Origin of the sequence: Vibrio owensii CAIM 1854 = LMG 25443, assembly GCF_000817815.1 — a bacterium.
GTDB classification, from domain to species: Bacteria; Pseudomonadota; Gammaproteobacteria; order Enterobacterales; family Vibrionaceae; genus Vibrio; species Vibrio owensii.
In genome coordinates this window covers 34,201-51,860 of sequence record NZ_JPRD01000014.1, presented here as the reverse complement: position 1 = coordinate 51,860, position 17,660 = coordinate 34,201, and the positions used below count along the sequence as shown (strand labels likewise).

Below are 17,660 nucleotides of genomic sequence, written 5' to 3'. Positions count from 1 at the left end.
TCATCAGGAAAAGTAGCACAGCGAGAAAACGTACTGCTGGTCAAAGCTGTAGTAACCATGAAACCCGAGATTCGGTAATTTTTCGCGTAATGCGGCTTGGTTGCTGCCAATCAGCTCAAAACGAAATTGCCCCGAATATTCGGTCTCTGGCGCTAACGTAATTTGTGCATCAAGAAAGTCGAAGTACATCTGAACAAAAGGAAAGCAGCACTTAAAAAGGCTTTCTTTGATGCTGAAGATAAGCGTATCGGGAATGTTGTTCGTGCATGCAAGCAATTGCTGCTCATCACGGGTATAGACCGTTGCAAAGAGGTGAGAGGCAAGCGGCTTGTTGGTTTCAATATCGATGCCCAAGCTCGCGATGTGGTTTTTTAGCGCGCAAGCCGCAAGGCAAATGTTATCCGTGTGGCTGATGCTACCACTGATGGTCGCGGGAAATAGAGGCTCTCTGGTATTGCCAGACAAAATCGGCACATTCGCATCATTGCTGGTTGATGGTATGAGTTTCTTGATCGCGGAGCGGGCAGCATGTCGACCTGCTCTGAATTCTTGTTGGCGTTTCGTTACCGCCTTTTGGATGAGTTTTTCTTCCTCGGGAAAGCCGTTTTGGCAATACATGTCCGCAGTGGCTTTCACGATGTAAACCTTTGGACTTAGACTTTCTAAGTGAAGACAGACAGGGGAAAGGGAATTACCTAGCTCTTTGTTTTTCAATGGCGTCACTTTGCAATGAGTTGCAGTTCAAAAATATAACTTAGCTCAAAATTGAATGTTAATACGAATAATAATAATTGTTATTTATACATTCGTTCTTTACAGTTTGCGAGCTCAAATTATTTATAAAATAGATATAAGGAAATGCAGTGAAAAGTTTAGTTAACAAGCCCACGTTTATGCCCTCTGTGCTGACAGGTGCACTTTTGACAGCGCTTAGCGGTCAGGTAATTGCAGACGACAAAGAAGAAGTCGTAGCAATGGAGCGCATGGTAGTAACCGCGTCTCTTACTCAACACTCTGAGTTGACTGCACCCGCATCGGTGTCGGTTATTACCGCAGAAGATATTGCGAAGATGCCGGTAAAAGACATCTCAGAAGCGGTACGTAGTGCGACGGGTGTCAGTGTATTGAGCAGCACCGCTTATGGCCGTAACACCATTCGTATTCGTGGTCTGGATTCTAAGCACACCTTGGTTCTCATTAATGGTCGCCGTATCAACTCTCAAGATGCGCTGATCCGAGGTAACGATTTCGATCTATCGAGTATTCCTCTTACCGCGATTCAACGTATTGAAGTCGTGCGTGGCCCGGTATCGTCTCTGTATGGTTCAGAAGCGATGGGTGGCGTGGTGAACGTGATCCTGAAGTCACCAACCGAAGAGCTATCTGGCTCTGTTGGTCTTGAATACGAAAGCATTCTTGAAGGTGATGGCGGTGATGGTTTGAAAGGTCATGCCTACGCAAGTGGTACGCTGACGGAAAATGTCGAAGGCAGCATCATTGTTGAAAGCTCTGCGCGTGACCCTTGGCGTACTGACACTAACCCAGATTTCGATGCATTAGAGCAGAAAGACACCACCAATGTTTTTGGTGAGCTTGCTTGGCAACTGACAGAAGAACAACGCCTGATCGCGGATGTGATTTACACCAACGATGAGCGTGAAGCGGATTGGGTTCATCCTCGTTCAGGTCCACAAACGAACACTCAAGATTCAACCCGTTGGAATTACGGCCTGACCCATGAAGGTGCTTGGGATACGGTTGATTCACAAGTGCGTTTGTACGGCGAAAACATGCAGCTGGATGACGCAAGTACGGCATATACCAATGGCGCAGCAGACGTTGAGCTACAAAACAACACACTTGATTTTAAACTTTCTGGTTTGTGGCGTGACTCGCACGAGTGGGTATTCGGTGGTGAATACCGTACTTCCGAGCTGAAAAACAGTCGTGATGTGCCTTCTGGCGACATCGATAACTACCAAGGTGCGGTGTTCGTTCAAGGGGAGTTTGACCTAGATAAGTTGGCGTTGACACTGGGTGGTCGTCAAGACTTCCATGAAGTGTATGGTAGCCACTTCAGCCCACGTGCTTACGCGGTTTACAGCTTTACCGATGAGTTTGTCTTGAAAGGCGGTGCTGGTGGCGGTTTCCGTGCTCCGGGCATGATGGAAAGTAGTGATCAAGTTCGCGTGATCAGCTGTGGTAACCGTTGTTGGCTCACTGGTAACGAAGATTTGAAACCGGAAGAGTCAGAAAGCTACGAAGCTGGCCTAGCGTACGAATCGACGTCTATGGGTTTGGGTTTGATGTACTACTACACAGACCTGAAAAACAAGATCGAACGTGACCTAACTCAGGTTGTTGGTATGGATGGCCCAATGCCTATCTTCACTTACCAAAACATCGGTAAAGCAGAAATCAAAGGTATTGAGCTAGAAGGTTGGTACGACATTACCGATAGCATCAATCTTAAAGGTAACTACACCTACACGGATGCAACAGACAAGAGCACGGGCGATACGCTAACGCAAACTCCAGAGCATTTGGCGAATCTTGATGTTAACTGGGAAGTGCTTGATTCATTCACCACCTTCGCTCGCGTCAACTACATTGGCGAACAGGTGATCACGAACCAAAGCCGTGAAAACGTAACAGTCGATGGCTACACGCTGGTCGGTCTGGGTGTGGCTTATGACTTCCAACAGCTAAACCTGAAAGCGGGTTTGAACAATATCTTTGATGTTGAGTTGGATGACGAAGACGATTACTACGGATATTCAGAGAAAGGTCGCAGCGCTTACGTAAGTGCAACGTACCTGTTCTAACAGAGCTCTAAAATGTAATGAGTTAAAAATAGCCTCCGTATAGAGGCTATTTTTTCATTTCTAGCAAATGTTCTTTAGTATTCAGCTTCGAGTGCCGTGGCCATTTCGGTTACTTTGACCTGAACGATACGATTGCTCTTCACATGCAATATTTCAAATCGCCAATGCTGATATTCAACGGTTTCGCCTTGAGTTGGCACCCGTCCAATTAACCATGTCAAAAAGCCGTTTAAGGTTTGAAAACCTTCGCTCTCTTCACCTTCAATGGTGTTGAGTTCAAGTTTGTATTTCAGCTCGTTAAGCGGGATAAGCGCATCCATCAACCAACTGTCATCTTTTTGCTTTTTCGCCCAGACATGCTGAGGAGCCATACCTAATTCACCAGCGATGGATTTGAGTAAATCGTGGTGTGTCACCAAGCCTTGTACATCACCATATTCATCGACAATGAAGACCATCTCAGTGCTGGTTTGCTGCATGTAATTGAGCAGCGGTAAGCCTTTCATCGACTCTGGGACAAAGCGTGAACGTTTGAGCAACTTGGCCAAGCGAGAAATCGACAGCTCGTCATATTCATCCAACAAGACCTTGGAAGAAATCGTACCGATGATGTTATCCAGCCCGCCTTTACACACTGGCCAAACGGAATGCTGCGTTTGGCGCAAGTTTCTGAGCGTTTCTTCAAGGGGTAAATCGAGGTCGAGGTAATGCATATCGCAGCGAGGCGTCATCAGCGAAAGCGCAAGGCGATCATTAAGGTGCAGTAAATTACGAATCATCAGCTGTTCTTGCGGTTCGATAGCACCGCATTCAGACCCTTCGCTCATCACGGCAAAAATGTCTTCCTCTGTGACGACTTCCCCTGTGTTGTTCTGACGCAATAGCTTGAGTAAAGCATCGGTCGATAAGGTCAGCAGTAGAACAAACGGCGTGGTCAGTTTGGCTAACCAATGAATAGGGTAGGCAACGATAACGGCAATGCGCTCGGCATTATTTTGAGCAAAGCGTTTTGGAACCAATTCGCCTATCACAATGGCGAAGTAGGTGATGACGACAACGACAATCGCGGTGGCGAGTACGGTGGCAACTTCGCGCTCAATACCTTGAGTCACGAGCCAGTGTTCAAACGGAACCGAAAGCGTAGCTTCACCAAAGATACCGCTAAGGATACCGATCACTGTGATGCCGATTTGAATAGTTGAGAGGAATTGCGTGGGATTGTTTTTCAGTTGTAGAGCGAGGCGGGCAGAAGCGCTGTGTTCGGCAAACTTTTTCAGTCGGCCGCTTTTGGCGGTGACTAACGCAATCTCAGACATGGCAAACACGCCATTGAGAGCGATTAATCCAACCAGTAATAAAATGTCCATGAAGTTTTCCAGTGATGCACACGTTAGCAGCATAACGAGCTTTGCAGGAGAGAAACGTGAAGTGGCGAATAATTCATCACGCTGTAACAATGAAATGCGTAATGAAAAGGATAGAATTTGATTATCGAACCTGCTTTTGCCTACGCGATGATTGATTCTGTTACTTAGGGCGGATTCTGATACACTACGCGCCCATTTCTTCGTTGAGACGTTTCTATGCCATTTTCTAAGCTTGGTTTAAGCGCTCCTATCACAGATGCTGTGAAGGCGCTGGGTTATGAAAAACCGACTTCTATCCAACAAAAAGCCATTCCAATTGTTCTGCGTGGTAGCAACCTGATTGCCGCAGCACAAACCGGTACGGGTAAAACTGCCAGCTTTGTATTGCCAATCTTAGAAAAACTGAGCCAAGGTGAAACGCAACGTAAAAAGCGTGCACGTGCGATCATCCTAACGCCAACGCGTGAGCTTGCACTTCAAGTACACCAAAGCATTGAAGCTTACGGTAAGAACTTGCCTTTGCGTTCAATGGCGATGTTTGGTGGTGTGGATTACGCACCGCAAAAACAAGCGCTAATCGAAGGTGTCGATATCGTTGTGAGCACACCAGGACGTTTGATGGACCTATACGGTCAACGCGCGATCCATTTTGATGAAGTAGAAATGCTGGTTCTGGATGAAGCCGACAAGATGTTGGATATGGGCTTCATCGATTCAATCGATAAGATCGTCGATTGCATGCCAGAAGACATTCAAAGCTTGTTGTTCTCTGCAACGCTATCTAACCCAGTGCGTGATTTGGCGAAGAACGCGATTGTCGATCCTGAAGAAATTTCGATCGCGAAACACAGTGCATCGAAATCAAACATCAAGCAGTGGATCACTACAGTCGATAAAGACATGAAGTCTTCACTATTAAGCCACATGCTGAACGAGAACGACTGGTCACAAGTGTTGGTATTCATCGAAACCAAGCACGGCGCAGCGAAGCTGGTTACTCAGTTAGAGAAGCGCGGCATTGTGGCAGAAGCGTTCCACAGTGGTCGTAACCAACGCGTTCGCCAAGAGCTGATTGAACAGTTTAAAGCGGGTGAAATTCAATACTTGGTTGCAACGGGTGTTGCGGCACGCGGTATCGATATCGACAACTTGCCAGTAGTTATCAACTACGATTTGCCGTTCCCAGCAGATGAATATGTACACCGCATTGGCCGTACTGGCCGTGCTGGCGCGCAGGGTGAAGCGATCTCATTGGTATCGAAAGATGACTTCAAAAACCTGTGCATGATTGAAAGCCGTCTTGGGCATTTGCTAGAGCGTGTAGAAATTGAAGGTTTTGCACCAAGAAAACCAGTGCCGATTTCTATTTTGAACTACGTACCGAAGAACAAGCGTAAACCGCAAGATCAGCGTCCTCGTCGTGACAACGGTGATAAGCGCAACGCGAAGTAATTACGCTTGAACCCTAGCGTATAAACTTGAATAAAAAAGAAGCCGCATTTGAATGCGGCTTCTTTGTTTTTCGCTTTAGTATTTAGTGCAGTTCAGTTTAGCTCGCCTTAGCTTTGGCTAAACGTTGCTGAACATATTGAGGCTCAGTGCGCATGCCCATCACCAAGCTCACGCACATCACTAATAGAATGATGGTAAAAGGTAAGCCAGTTGAAATCGTACCTGCTTGCAGGGCTTGAATCGCTTCTGTCCCGCCAATCCAGAGTAGAACCGCTGCAATTGCGCCTTCTACACTCGCCCAGAAAATACGTTGTGGAACGGGCGCATCTACTTTACCGCCAGCGGTAATGCTATCAACAACCAGTGATGCAGAGTCTGAAGACGTGATAAAGAACACCATGATCAAAACGATAGAGATAACCGATAGCACAGTGCTCATTGGCATCGCTTCGTATGCGTAGAACAGAGACAGCGTAATGTCCGTTAGGCCGTTTGTGCCAAGCTCACCGACTTTATTCATGACTTGCTCAATCGCGATGCCGCCAAATGCTGACATCCAAATCAAAGTAATAGTGGTTGGAATCAAGATAACCGCGGTAATGAACTCGCGAACGGTACGACCTTTAGAGACGCGCGCAATAAACATACCGACACATGGTGACCATGAAATCCACCACGCCCAGTAGAATACCGTCCAGCCGTGCATCCAAGCTTCATCTTCACGACCGTAAGGGTTGCTCAGTGGAAGAATGTTTTCTACGTATCCCATCAGTGTGGTTGGGATCGTGCTCAACGCTGCGGCAAGCCCAGCCAGAATTACGAACACTAGTAGAGCAAATGCGACGGTTAGGTTGATGTTACTCAACACTTTCACGCCGCCATCAATACCGCGTACAACAGAGAAAATTGCCAGAGTCGTTACGAAGGCGATGACCGCCAACTGCATACCCAAGCCACTTTCGATACCAAATACATGGCCCAAACCACTTGCCGCTTGCTGTGCACCCAGACCAAGAGAAGTCGCGAGACCAAACAAGGTTGCCAGTACGGCCAACACATCGATCACGTGACCAAACCAACCCCAAGTGCGGTCGCCTAAAATAGGGTAGAACACGGAGCGAATAGACAGCGGCAAACCTTTGTTAAAGGCGAAGAAGGCCATAGAAAGTGCAACTACTGCGTAAATTGCCCAAGGGTGTAGACCCCAATGGAACATGGTTGCGCCTAACGCGACTTGTTTGGCTTCTTCGGTAAATGGCGTTACGCCAAGTGGTGTTTCATACCAACCAGTGAAGTAGGCTACTGGCTCTGCGACGCCCCAGAACATCAAACCGATACCCATGCCCGCGGCAAACAACATCGCAATCCACGAGATGTTCGAGTGCTCAGGTTTGGCATCTTCACCGCCAATACGGATCTTACCAAAAGGAGAAAAAACAAGGCCGATACAGAAGATCAGAAAGATATTGCCAGCCCACATGAAGAGATCATCAAAAGAACCGATGATCTGCCATTTGACGCCATCAAGAGCGGCTTTTGCCGTGGCAGGATCGACTAAAAGAAGTGCGATTAAAAAAACGATGATCAGACCCGCGCTAGTACCAAAAACAGGGTTGTGAACGTCAAATCCCCATTTTTGTACGTTGTCTTGGCCGACCGTATAGTCAGTATTCTCGATACTGTACTTATCCTTAGTTGTAGACATCATCCCTCTCAAACTACTTAGAGTACAAACTAATTTGTCGGCGCGCACTATAACAAAACTCAGATTAAATGGCTAATTTGCTGATTAATAGATCAGTAATGTCAGTTTTTATGCATATAAAAAGCAAAGAACACGAAATAATTTTTGGTGTGGATAAGCAAGTGATGCAAATCATTTGTCAAAAAAATGCATCGATAAATTTGTCGATAAGTGAAGTGTGAAGTCCGTGGCTATTCTTTTGATTTAATTGCCAATAATCAGGAAAACTTGAGAGATGTGTCTTACGCTTTACACAGATCGTACGCGAAGGTTTGAGTTAGGGTTTTGTCAATTTTTTGTCGTCTTGTTTGCAGATGATGAGGAATAGGCGCAGACTTTCGCGCCTGCTATTCAACGCATAAATGAGGCACGAATGAAAACTGGTGATAAGCAATTTGCTGTAATTGGCTTGGGTCGTTTTGGCTTAGCCGTTTGTAAAGAACTGCAGGATTCCGGTTCACAAGTTTTAGCGGTAGACGTTAATGAAGACCGTGTGAAAGAAGCGGCAGGATTTGTTAGCCAAGCCATCGTGGCGAACTGTACTCAAGAAGATACGGTAGCTGAATTAAAACTCGACGATTATGACATGGTCATGATCGCCATTGGTGCCGATGTGAATGCCAGCATCCTCGCAACGCTGATCGCAAAAGAGGCGGGTGTGAAATCGGTTTGGGTAAAAGCGAACGATCGCTTCCAAGCCCGAGTGCTGCAAAAAATCGGTGCAGACCACATCATCATGCCTGAGCGTGATATGGGTATTCGTGTTGCACGTAAGATGCTCGATAAACGTGTTCTTGAGTTTCACCCACTAGGCAGCGGCTTAGCGATGACAGAGTTTGTTATCGGCTCTCGTTGGATGGGAAAAACCTTGGGCGATTTGGCTTTGTGCAAAGTCGAAGGCGTACAGGTGCTTGGCTTTAAGCGCGGCCCAGAAATCACTAAAGCACCTGATCTCAATTCAACGCTAGAAATCGGCGACCTCATCATTGTCGTTGGTCCTCAAGACAAACTTGCGAGCAAGTTGAAATCACTATGAAGCAATTTCATCAGAGAGGCGTTTTTTACGTCCCAGATGGCAAACGAGATAAAGCGAAAGGCGGTGAGCCGCGCATTATATTGCTGAGCTTTCTCGGTGTGTTATTGCCTTCTGCTGTACTGCTTACTTTGCCTGTATTTTCTGTTACTGGCTTATCACTGACGGATGCGTTGTTTACTGCAACGTCTGCCATCAGTGTGACGGGGCTTGGCGTGGTAGACACGGGCCAACACTTCACATTGGCGGGTAAAATCCTGTTGATGTTTTTGATGCAAGTCGGTGGGTTAGGGCAAATGACCCTTTCAGCCGTTTTGCTGTACATGTTTGGTGTGCGGTTAAGTCTGCGTCAACAAGCACTCGCGAAGGATGCATTAGGCCAAGATCGCCAAGTGAACTTGCGTAAGTTAGTGAAGAAAATAGTCATCTTCGCCCTGATTGCAGAGGCCATTGGCTTTATCTTCCTATCGTTCCGTTGGGTTCCTGAAATGGGTTGGCAAACAGGCATGTTCTATGCGCTGTTCCACTCTATCTCGGCCTTCAACAACGCGGGCTTTGCGCTCTTCTCCGATAGCATGATGAGCTTTGTTAATGACCCAGTGGTTATCTTTACACTAGCGGGCTTGTTCATCTTCGGCGGTTTGGGTTTTACGGTCATCGGTGATTTGTGGCTGCATTGGCGCAGAGGTTTCCACTTCTTGCATCTGCACACCAAAATCATGTTGATTGCCACACCGGCATTGCTCGCTGTGGGCACAATCATGTTCTGGCTATTGGAAAGACACAATCCGAATACGATGGAGTCTCTACCAGTTGCAGGGCAGTGGCTCGCCGCCTTCTTCCAATCAGCCAGTGCGCGTACTGCGGGTTTCAACAGTGTCGATTTGGCGCAGTTCACTCAACCAGCGTTACTGGTAATGATTGTATTGATGCTTATCGGTGCGGGTTCTACTTCAACCGGTGGTGGTATTAAGGTATCGACCTTTGCTGTGGCATTCATGGCAACATGGGCATTCTTGCGTCAGAAGAAACATGTGGTGATCTTCAAACGCACTGTGAACTGGCAGACGGTGACTAAATCATTGGCGATCATTGTGGTCAGTGGCGCTATCTTAACGACCGCGATGTTCCTACTGATGCTCACTGAGAAAGCGGCCTTTGATAAGGTGATGTTTGAAACCATCTCAGCTTTTGCAACCGTAGGTTTGACTGCGGGCCTAACGGCAGAACTGTCTGAGCCGGGTAAATACATCATGATTGTGGTGATGATCATCGGACGTATTGGACCTTTGACGTTGGCGTATATGCTAGCGCGTCCTGAACCAACGTTGATCAAGTACCCAGAAGACAATGTCTTAACTGGCTAATAATAGATCTATTACCAGCAAACGATTACGCGAGTATGACGGTTAAACCGCTGCTCGCGTTTTTTATAAATACATCAGCAAAATGAGAATAATTTCGATTTATTTGCGATCGCAGTATTTCAATCTTTAACGATTTCTGTACTATCCCATAGTTCTTTCATATACAACTTGTTGTTTTTATTTGCGTATGGAATGCGTAATCGCGCATCGAACTCATGGAGCCGTAGTTTGAAGTTCAAGACTCTAGCACTCACCATGCTGGCCACTGTCATCTCTGGTCAAAGCATGGCAACCACCCCCCCTTCTCCTGTTTGGCAACCCGTTACCCTCAGCGATGGAACATCCAGTGATATTATTTTACGCGGAACCGCTGCGTTTCACTGGCATGAAGACAAGCAAGGCAATGCCCTGATCAAAAAAGATGGACATTGGTTCTTTGCCGAGATTAAACGTGAATCCGATTCTCCAATTTTGGTTTCAACGGGTGTAGAGAAAACACAATCAACGTCAGCACCAGAAGCTTCACAGCTTCGTCCGAGTGTGTTGGTTAAGCCTGCTTTGTCTTCGTTAAGAACGATTGAGCCAAGAGCGCGTGCAAACCTGATGCGTCAGCAAGCCCAAGGTTACCGAGAAATGAGCTCGTCAGGTGTGACAGAGCAACCTTTGCTGGTGGTGGAAGTGTCTTTCAATGACCAGAAAATGGTGCATGATTTCCAACAGCTAGTGTTTGGTGAAAACCGTCAAAGTGTCGTGGATTTCTACGATAAAAACTCAAAAGGTCAGTACCGAGTTGTACCAGCAAACGAGAACTATGGTACGACAAATGATGGTGTGATTAGCGTTACTGTGAATCAAAACCATCCGGACTGTAACAGTAATAGTCGTGGTGACGAGTGTGACGTAAAAACCAACGCAGTTTTTGCCGAGGCATATCAAAAGCTCGATCAATACATCAACTTGGCGCAATACGACACGAACAACAGCGGCAGTGTTGATCCGACTGAGCTGTCAGTGATGTTTATTTTTGCAGGCGGTGATTTAGCCGCTAACCAAGTCGATCGTCCTTCTATCTGGCCGCATAAGTTTTCTCATGATGATGTGACGATTGATGGCACTGTCATCAGAGACTACTGCGTATTTGCTGATTTTCAGCTAACGCACCAATCGACCCTCGGTGTGATAGTGCACGAGCTTGGGCACCTAATGCTGGGACTACCTGACTTGTACTCATACAGTGGCTCAGGCTCTATTGGCGAATGGGGTGTCATGGGCGGCGGTTCATGGGCAATGAAGCCTGGTGATAGCTACGCGGGTGATACACCTGTAAACATGAGTGCTTGGAGCAAACATGCGGCTGGCTTTGTTGTCCCTCAGGTGGCTCACGGTAATGAACCTTTTTCATCGATCAAAAATGGCGAAGTGAAGCTGGTTTATCTCGACCCATATTTAAAAGAGCACGGTCCTCGAGTTTATCTGGAGAACCGAACTTATTCTGGTTACGACCGAGCGCTTGCTGGCGAAGGTATGTTGGTTACATCTGTCAACATCATGAACCGCTTCAATGACACGGGCGAGATGCAGGTTCAAATCATGCAGGCAGATGGCTATGGTGAGCTAGAAAGCCGTTGGGGAACCAGTGAGAGTGGTGACTTGTATCCGAACGGAGGCATGTTCATTACAGACAGTACTAATCCGGGTTTTTATGACATTGCTGGTTTCAATACTGATGTAGCCATTTTGAACTTTGTCAGTAATGCCACCGATGCGGCTTTCTCTTTAGAGATGCCAAGCGAGCCAAATAAATCGGCATGGAAGAACTCATTTTACCGTGGTTTTATCTACCCGGGCTCTGATGATGCATTAGCGATTACCGTTGACCTTGGCGTTGACTCAGAACTGGATGGTTTACAACTGTTTGCTTCAACTAATATTTGGAGCAACACGATGAGCTACAAAGTATGGCGTTTCCCCGCTCCTGCATTTGAAAATTACAGTTTGTCGTTACAAGAAAGCGACGCTCAATTGCTGCAAGAGGGGACGTTCGATTCGTCTTCACGTATTATCTTTGATCAGCCAAGTCAGTTAAGTGCGGGTAAACACCTTCTTCTCGTTGAAATTGAAGGCGGTATCTTCGAGACCAACTTCAACTTTGACAGTGAGTTAGCGACAGAGATTTCACCTTTGCCAACCATGTGGGCTGGCAGCAGCAGTGATATTTACTCTTCAGGCTTATCACGACAAGGGTTCTCTTTTGTTCCTTTCGCGGCACTGTTTGATGTCGATGCCAGTAGCATTGTTGAAGCAAAATCGGATGCGATTGAAACCGACAAGAACGTGACTGCCGATCTTAACCTGATGTCCAACGATTTTATCGCACCAGGCTATCAGTTTAGCGTTGAGTACACGCAACAACCGACACATGGCACCATCAATGATGATCAATATGTGCCTAAAACTAACTTCGTAGGCAGTGATAGCTTCCAGTATCGTTTGGTGTCTTCGGATGGCTCTCTCTCGTCTCAACCTGTTACAGTTCAAGTTACGGTGAATGGACAAAACGACGCACCAACGGCAAGTGTGGAAGCTGATACGAGCAGCATGAATACCAATGGCCAAGGAAGCCTGTCTGCGGCATCCAGCACTGACCCTGATGGTGATGCGCTTGAATACGCTTGGCAGCAAACCGCTGGTACGGATGCGACGCTTTCTGACGCAAACACCGCAGAGGCGAGCTTTACGGTTGCACAGGGCACCAAAGCTGGTGAGGTTCTGACATTCCAAGTCACGGTCAAAGACCCAAGCGGTTTGTCTTCAACCGCCAATGTGGATGTCGAAGTGGTCAACACTGCTCCAATCACCACTCAAGATGTGACAAGTGTGGAGGAAGGTAAGAGCATCACCATTGATGTGTTATCGAATGATTATGACTTCAACAACGACTCTCTAACACTTCAGTCGGTGAACAATCCATCTGGTGTGGGTACTGCCAGTGTGGTTAACGGCAAGGTTCTTTACCAAGCACCTGACGAGGGTGTGGCAAATGTACAACTGCAGTACACCGTGTCTGACGGTAATGGTGGCACTGCGACAGGGTCAGTGAATGTTTCTGTTGTTGCTTCAGTTAACAGTGTGAGCTTCGAAAGCTCTGATAGCGGCGGTAGTGTCTCTTACTGGTCGCTCGTGTTGTTGGCATTGTTAGGTTGGCGTCGTCGCGCTTAAGCTTTAATTTCCAATACTGTTAAGCCACTCATTTGAGTGGCTTTTTCTTTGGTTTATTCAAGCCTCAATAATTCACCCATTAATCTTTTTGTTATGAGATGAGTTTCACTTTTATTTTTGTACGCTTTGCGCGTTTGAGGCGTAGTCTATGGCTAAATCATTTATAAAAAGTAAGGATATTTTTATGTCTGATAATTCGTTTTCTGTTGCTGCTATTTGCCAAGAGGCTGTGGGCATGGTCAGGGTTAACTTACTCGCGATTGTAATAGCGTGTATTCCTTTGATCGTGGTTCACACGATATTTATTACTCAATATCAAGGAGCCTTGGTTCAAGGATCGCAAGAACCTGACTTTTCCAACGTTGGTGCCGGCTTCTTTGTGACGACGTTCCTGCTGTATCCACTGGTCGCGGCAATGGCGGTAGTACGTATCCATCGTATCTACCTTGCACATGAGTACATGCATTCTGCTCTAGATGTGATGCGATTATCGATGCGCGAGCTGCGCTTTATTGGTTGGTGGATTTTGTTTGGTTTGTCGATGATGTTTACATTGGCGCTTCCTATATTCATCGTCACCTTTTTGTATGCGGCAGAAGGTGGAGAAGCGAGTGAGTTAACTTTCACTATCATTACCTTACTTGCCAGTATCCCGGGTCATTGGATCCTTTCGCGTTGGTCGTTAGTTTTGCCAGCGACGGCGCTAGATCGTAAACCTAGAAGCCTTGGCGACGCATGGAGACAGAGTAAGCCTTATAACAAACAGATATTTGTCTTGATGGGGCTCATTCCTCTGCTCGTTGGCGCTGTTAACCAGTTCATTTTTGCCGAGTTTAATCACATATTGGCATTTGTTGTGTCTGGTGTGATCTTCGGTATTTTTGGTGCTTATCAAATCGCACTTTTGTCTTTAAGCTACCGAACGATTCTGAACATTGAGCGCGCCAAATTCAAAGGTGTGCCTGACTCTCAAAGCGATGCTTATGAGTTTCGTGGTTAATTGAAACTCATACTTGCCCCATGATTACTGATGGTTCGTGGGGCATGCTTCCAACTTCTTTTTCTCTCCTAATAACCCAAACCTCTTCGTGAATCGTAAATACCCATGAATAATTCGTGGCTGAAGGTGACCTTACACACAGCTTATACTGTTGGTTAGGAAGTCGTTTATTAAGGAACCGCTATGTCCGTTTGGGAAGGTGTGAATTTTACCCATCGATTCAGTGAACTGCCGTCGGCATTTTTTACCTATGTTACGCCGCAGCTTTTAGATAACACTCGCTGGGTGGTGTGGAATGGTGAGTTTGCGCAGCAATTTGGTTTACCAGCAACCGAAAACGAAGAGTTGCTGAATGTGTTTGCGGGACAAAAAGAATTTGCGCCATTTGCTCCTCTGGCAATGAAGTACGCGGGCCATCAATTTGGTGTGTACAACCCGGATTTGGGTGATGGTCGTGGCTTGCTGCTCGCTGAAATGCAGCACCAAGATGGCACTTGGTTCGACATTCACCTCAAAGGGGCCGGTCTTACACCTTATTCTCGAATGGGCGATGGTCGAGCGGTATTGCGTTCTACGATACGCGAATATCTGTGCAGTGAAGCCATGGCAGGGCTTGGCATTCCTACGACCAGAGCGTTGGGTATGATGGACAGCGATACACCCGTTTATCGCGAGAAGATGGAATACGGCGCACTACTGATTCGTGTTGCAGAAACTCACATCCGTTTTGGTCACTTCGAGCACTTCTTCTACACCAATCAACTTGCTGAGCAAAAGCTGCTCGCTGACAAAGTGATTGAGTGGCATTTCCCTGAGTGCTCCCAAGCGGAAAAGCCATATGCAGTCATGTTTGAGTCTGTTGTGGAGAAAACCGCAGAGATGATCGCGTACTGGCAAGCTTATGGTTTTGCCCATGGCGTAATGAATACTGACAACATGTCGATTCTGGGGCAAACCTTTGATTACGGGCCGTTTGGCTTCCTCGATGACTATGATCCTAATTACATCTGCAACCACTCGGATTACCAAGGTCGTTACGCCTTTGAACAGCAACCGCGTATTGCACTGTGGAATCTCTCTGCTTTGGCGCACTCCTTGTCGCCTCTTGTACAGAGAGACGATCTTGAGGCCGCTTTAGGGAAGTTTGAAGTGCGTCTGAGTCAAAAATTCAGTGAACTAATGCGCGCCAAACTCGGTCTTCATACCAAAGTGGACGAAGATGGCCGCCTGTTCGAAACCATGTTTGAACTGTTGAACCAAAACAAAGCTGACTACACTCGCTTCTTCCGTGAGTTATCTAACCTCGACATGAAGTCGCCTCAAGCTGTGATTGATTTGTTTATTGATCGAGAAGCGGCAAGTGCATGGGTAGACTTATATCTCGCTCGCTGTGAGCTAGAAGTGGACGAGAATGGTGAGCAGGTATCAGCACAAACTCGCTGTGAAAAGATGCGTCGAACGAATCCGAAATACATCCTACGTAACTACCTAGCTCAACTTGCCATCGATAAGGCAGAGGAAGGAGACTTCAGTGAAGTAAAGCGACTGGCTGAGCTATTACAGCGCCCTTATGATGAACAACCCGAGTTTGATGATTATGCCAAGTTGCCTCCTGAGTGGGGCAAGAAGATGGAAATCAGCTGCTCGTCTTAATGTGTCATTTTCCACCCATCTCGTTGGTTCGTGTGGGTGGATTTGACCCCTTATCTTCACCCATGATTTCTCATTGTTATTTAAGTGTCTGACTAATAAAGAATAATTAACTTGGTCTGCAACTTGCTCTTTGTTGAACATCCGTACCCATTACCCTCCACCGATTTAGGTACTCATGGAAAGGATGGGATGTGATTCAACAAGGAGAATAATAATGTTTAAGCCTCTAACCCTATTGTCTGTTTCTGCTCTGGCGATCACTAGCTTTAACGCTGCCGCAAACTGTGACCCTGGTGAAACCGTGATCAAGTTCAGTCACGTAACCAATACAGATAAGCATCCAAAAGGCATTGCTGCTTCGTTACTGGAAAAGCGCGTGAACGAAGAGATGAATGGCAAAGTCTGCATGCAGGTTTTCCCTAACTCGACACTGTACGATGATAACAAGGTGCTTGAAGCGCTACTTAATGGTGATGTTCAACTCGCTGCCCCCTCTCTTTCAAAGTTTGAGAAATTCACCAAGAAGTACCGAATCTTTGACCTTCCTTTCCTATTCGAGGATGTGGCGGCTGTTGACCGTTTCCAAAACTCGGAATCAGGTGAAAAGCTGAAGAATGCAATGAAACGACGTGGTCTACAGGGCTTAGCTTTCTGGCATAACGGTATGAAGCAAATGTCTGCCAACAAGCCATTGATGGTGCCGAGCGATGCAGAAGGCTTGAAGTTCCGTGTACAAGCTTCAGACGTATTGGTGGCTCAGTTCGAACAGCTTGGTGCAAACCCACAAAAGATGTCTTTCAAAGAAGTGTACGGTGGCCTTCAAACTAAGGTTATCGATGGCCAAGAAAATACGTGGTCGAACATTTACGGTAAGAAGTTCTTCGAAGTACAAGATGGCATTACCGAAACCAACCACGGCATTTTGGACTATCTAGTGGTGACATCGAACGACTTCTGGAAAAACCTGCCAGACGATCAGCGTGAACAGCTTAATACCATCATTCAAGAAGTAACGGCTCAACGTAACGCTGAGTCAACCAAAGTGAACCTAGCAAACAAGAACAACATCATCGAAGCAGGTGGTGTGGTACGTACCCTAACGCCAGAACAGCGCCAAGAGTGGGTAACTGCACTGCAACCTGTGTGGAAGAAGTTCGAGAAAGACATAGGTTCAGACCTTATCGATGCAGCACTCGCATCCAACCAATAATCCGCTCGCCCAAGCTCTTTGGGTGAACAAATAAAAATACAAAGCACTACGATTGGCCCTCATGTACTCATTCATGGGGAAGAGGGCTCTTTTCTCCCAATAATGACGTGATGTAATTATGGAACAGACTTTTTTTGCCAAGGCAGGGCGAATCACCGACGCCATTGAAGAAACGTTGATTGCGTTCTTTCTTGGCGCGATGACATTGCTGACATTTGCCAATGTGATTTTTCGCTATGTCTTCAACGACAATATTCTTTGGGCGCTGGAACTGACGGTGTTCATGTTTGCATGGATGGTATTGGTCGGCGCATCTTATGGTGTGAAGAAGCATTTTCACATCGGTGTCGATGTCATCATCAATATGGTGTCTGAGCCGAAACGAAAAATCCTCGCACTGCTCGCAGCCGCTGGTTGTTTAGCGTTTTCAATTCTGCTTCTGGTCGGCTCTTGGAACTACTGGTATCCGTTTGTTACCGAGCGAGCGTGGTATGAGACAGACGATATTCCGATGCCAGAGATGTTTCAGTTTCTCGCCGATTGGCTCAATGAAGGTGAGCGCTATGAGAAGCTGCCTCGCTTTATTCCTTACTTTGCTTTGCCCCTTGGTATGGCGCTACTCACTTTCCGTTTTGTGCAAATCACTTGGCAGATCGCAACAGGCAAACTGGATCGCTTGATTGCAGGTCATGAAGCAGAGGAAGAGTTAGAAGCGCTAAAAGAAGAACTCAGTGATGCCGCAGATGCGATTCCAAATGGTTCTTCATCATCAGATCGCAAGGAGCAATAA

General features: G+C 46.7%; 12 protein-coding genes. 9 read left to right on the top strand and 3 right to left on the bottom strand.

Annotation, left to right across the window (positions count from 1 at the left end; all coding sequences use genetic code 11):
* Positions 1–3 precede the first annotated feature (3 nt).
* Positions 4–636: a 4'-phosphopantetheinyl transferase family protein gene (locus H735_RS08000; RefSeq protein ID WP_020196019.1), complete on the bottom strand. Its 633-nt coding sequence runs from the start codon at positions 634–636 to the stop codon at positions 4–6.
* Positions 637–863: 227 nt separating this feature from the next.
* Between H735_RS08000 and H735_RS07995 the strand changes: the two genes are divergently transcribed.
* The gene (locus H735_RS07995; protein ID WP_020196018.1) at positions 864–2,825 is read left to right on the top strand and encodes a TonB-dependent receptor domain-containing protein; all 1,962 of its coding nucleotides are present in this window, start codon (positions 864–866) and stop codon (positions 2,823–2,825) included.
* 74 nt (positions 2,826–2,899) lie between these two features.
* Here the strand turns inward: H735_RS07995 and H735_RS07990 are convergent, their stop codons facing one another.
* Positions 2,900–4,225 (bottom strand): hemolysin family protein, encoded by a 1,326-nt coding sequence (locus H735_RS07990; RefSeq protein WP_027726678.1) that lies wholly within the window; start codon positions 4,223–4,225, stop codon positions 2,900–2,902.
* A gap of 183 nt (positions 4,226–4,408) precedes the next feature.
* Here H735_RS07990 and H735_RS07985 point away from each other — a divergent pair, with 183 nt between their 5' ends.
* Positions 4,409–5,644 carry a DEAD/DEAH box helicase gene (locus tag H735_RS07985; protein WP_020196016.1) on the top strand — a complete coding sequence of 412 codons (1,236 nt, stop codon included), beginning with the start codon at positions 4,409–4,411 and terminating at the stop codon, positions 5,642–5,644.
* A gap of 97 nt (positions 5,645–5,741) precedes the next feature.
* Here H735_RS07985 and H735_RS07980 read toward each other — a convergent pair whose 3' ends face one another.
* A complete protein-coding gene (locus tag H735_RS07980; RefSeq protein WP_009707179.1) occupies positions 5,742–7,349 on the bottom strand; it encodes a BCCT family transporter in 1,608 nt (535 codons plus the stop codon).
* A gap of 412 nt (positions 7,350–7,761) precedes the next feature.
* On the opposite strand from H735_RS07980, the gene H735_RS07975 reads away from it, so the two are divergent.
* From H735_RS07975 to H735_RS07945, 7 genes are all read left to right on the top strand, one after another.
* Positions 7,762–8,424: a potassium channel family protein gene (locus H735_RS07975; protein WP_005437626.1), complete on the top strand. Its 663-nt coding sequence runs from the start codon at positions 7,762–7,764 to the stop codon at positions 8,422–8,424.
* On the top strand, positions 8,421–9,788 hold the full coding sequence (locus tag H735_RS07970) for a TrkH family potassium uptake protein (RefSeq protein WP_020196015.1): 1,368 nt from the start codon (positions 8,421–8,423) through the stop codon (positions 9,786–9,788). Before H735_RS07975 ends, H735_RS07970 begins: the two co-directional genes overlap by 4 nt.
* Positions 9,789–10,016: 228 nt before the next feature.
* Positions 10,017–13,007, top strand: coding sequence for a M6 family metalloprotease domain-containing protein (locus H735_RS07965; RefSeq protein ID WP_027726677.1), 2,991 nt, complete (start codon positions 10,017–10,019; stop codon positions 13,005–13,007).
* Positions 13,008–13,191: 184 nt separating this feature from the next.
* Positions 13,192–14,007 carry a hypothetical protein gene (locus H735_RS07960; RefSeq protein ID WP_020196012.1) on the top strand — a complete coding sequence of 272 codons (816 nt, stop codon included), beginning with the start codon at positions 13,192–13,194 and terminating at the stop codon, positions 14,005–14,007.
* A gap of 183 nt (positions 14,008–14,190) precedes the next feature.
* Complete coding sequence (locus H735_RS07955) at positions 14,191–15,660, top strand: protein adenylyltransferase SelO (RefSeq protein WP_020196011.1); 1,470 nt, start codon at positions 14,191–14,193, stop codon at positions 15,658–15,660.
* Between the two features lie 214 nt (positions 15,661–15,874).
* Positions 15,875–16,870, top strand: a complete 996-nt coding sequence (locus H735_RS07950; protein WP_020196010.1) for a TRAP transporter substrate-binding protein — start codon at positions 15,875–15,877, stop codon at positions 16,868–16,870.
* A gap of 118 nt (positions 16,871–16,988) precedes the next feature.
* The gene (locus H735_RS07945; RefSeq protein WP_020196009.1) at positions 16,989–17,660 is read left to right on the top strand and encodes a TRAP transporter small permease; all 672 of its coding nucleotides are present in this window, start codon (positions 16,989–16,991) and stop codon (positions 17,658–17,660) included.

What these genes read in the sequence shown, in the direction of transcription:
- H735_RS07990 (WP_027726678.1), bottom strand. Translation starts at nt 4,225, where the DNA reads ATGCTGCTAACGTGTGCATCACTGGAAAACTTCATGGACATTTTATTA.
- H735_RS07985 (WP_020196016.1), top strand. Translation starts at nt 4,409, where the DNA reads ATGCCATTTTCTAAGCTTGGTTTAAGCGCTCCTATCACAGATGCTGTG.
- H735_RS07980 (WP_009707179.1), bottom strand. Translation starts at nt 7,349, where the DNA reads ATGTCTACAACTAAGGATAAGTACAGTATCGAGAATACTGACTATACG.
- H735_RS07975 (WP_005437626.1), top strand. Translation starts at nt 7,762, where the DNA reads ATGAAAACTGGTGATAAGCAATTTGCTGTAATTGGCTTGGGTCGTTTT.
- H735_RS07970 (WP_020196015.1), top strand. Translation starts at nt 8,421, where the DNA reads ATGAAGCAATTTCATCAGAGAGGCGTTTTTTACGTCCCAGATGGCAAA.
- H735_RS07960 (WP_020196012.1), top strand. Translation starts at nt 13,192, where the DNA reads ATGTCTGATAATTCGTTTTCTGTTGCTGCTATTTGCCAAGAGGCTGTG.
- H735_RS07955 (WP_020196011.1), top strand. Translation starts at nt 14,191, where the DNA reads ATGTCCGTTTGGGAAGGTGTGAATTTTACCCATCGATTCAGTGAACTG.
- H735_RS07950 (WP_020196010.1), top strand. Translation starts at nt 15,875, where the DNA reads ATGTTTAAGCCTCTAACCCTATTGTCTGTTTCTGCTCTGGCGATCACT.
- H735_RS07945 (WP_020196009.1), top strand. Translation starts at nt 16,989, where the DNA reads ATGGAACAGACTTTTTTTGCCAAGGCAGGGCGAATCACCGACGCCATT.